Origin of the sequence: Haloferax sp. Atlit-6N (assembly GCF_003383195.1) — an archaeon.
Taxonomy (GTDB): domain Archaea; phylum Halobacteriota; class Halobacteria; order Halobacteriales; family Haloferacaceae; genus Haloferax; species Haloferax gibbonsii.
In genome coordinates this window covers 1-498 of sequence record NZ_QEQJ01000221.1, presented here as the reverse complement: position 1 = coordinate 498, position 498 = coordinate 1, and the positions used below count along the sequence as shown (strand labels likewise).

The following is a 498-nucleotide window of genomic DNA, read 5'->3' as shown; positions in this document are numbered from 1 at the left end:
ATCAACACCCTCTCCAGCCAGGCGATCGAGAGCGTCTCGCTCCGTCCCGGCGACGGCAAGGCCGTCCTCGTCGAGATCGAGATGGTCAACGCTGCCGGCGTCTATCAGGTCGACAACCTCCTGAAAGCGAAACTCAGGGACTCGGGCCTCGAATCGCACATCCGCATCGTCGCGGTCAACACGAAAGCCGACGATGAGCTCGTCGAGCGGATCGAGCTGTAAGGCGACCGAATAGCGAGAGAGTACAGACGACCGACGACGCGCTCAGTCGTCTGCGGGTGTGACTTCTTCGAGGCCGGCGACGGCGAGTTCGCCACCGAGCGTCCGGTTCGGGTACGGGATGTTGATGCCCTCCTCGTCGAAGCGCCGTTTCACGGTCTGGACGTACTCCGCGCGAGTCTTGACGAAGTCGGCCCGACTCGGGTCGTCGATCCAGATTCGAGAGGTAAGCGTCACCGAGGAGTCGCCGAGTTCCGTCAGCCGCACCGTCGGCGCGGG

2 pseudogenes are annotated in these 498 nt (G+C 63.9%); one reads left to right on the top strand and one right to left on the bottom strand.

The window, feature by feature from the left end:
• Positions 1-222 (top strand): annotated as a pseudogene (locus DEQ92_RS22045) (phosphohydrolase); the annotation flags it as partial.
• Positions 223-264: 42 nt separating this feature from the next.
• Here the strand turns inward: DEQ92_RS22045 and DEQ92_RS22040 are convergent.
• Positions 265-498 (bottom strand): annotated as a pseudogene (locus DEQ92_RS22040) (mechanosensitive ion channel family protein); the annotation flags it as partial.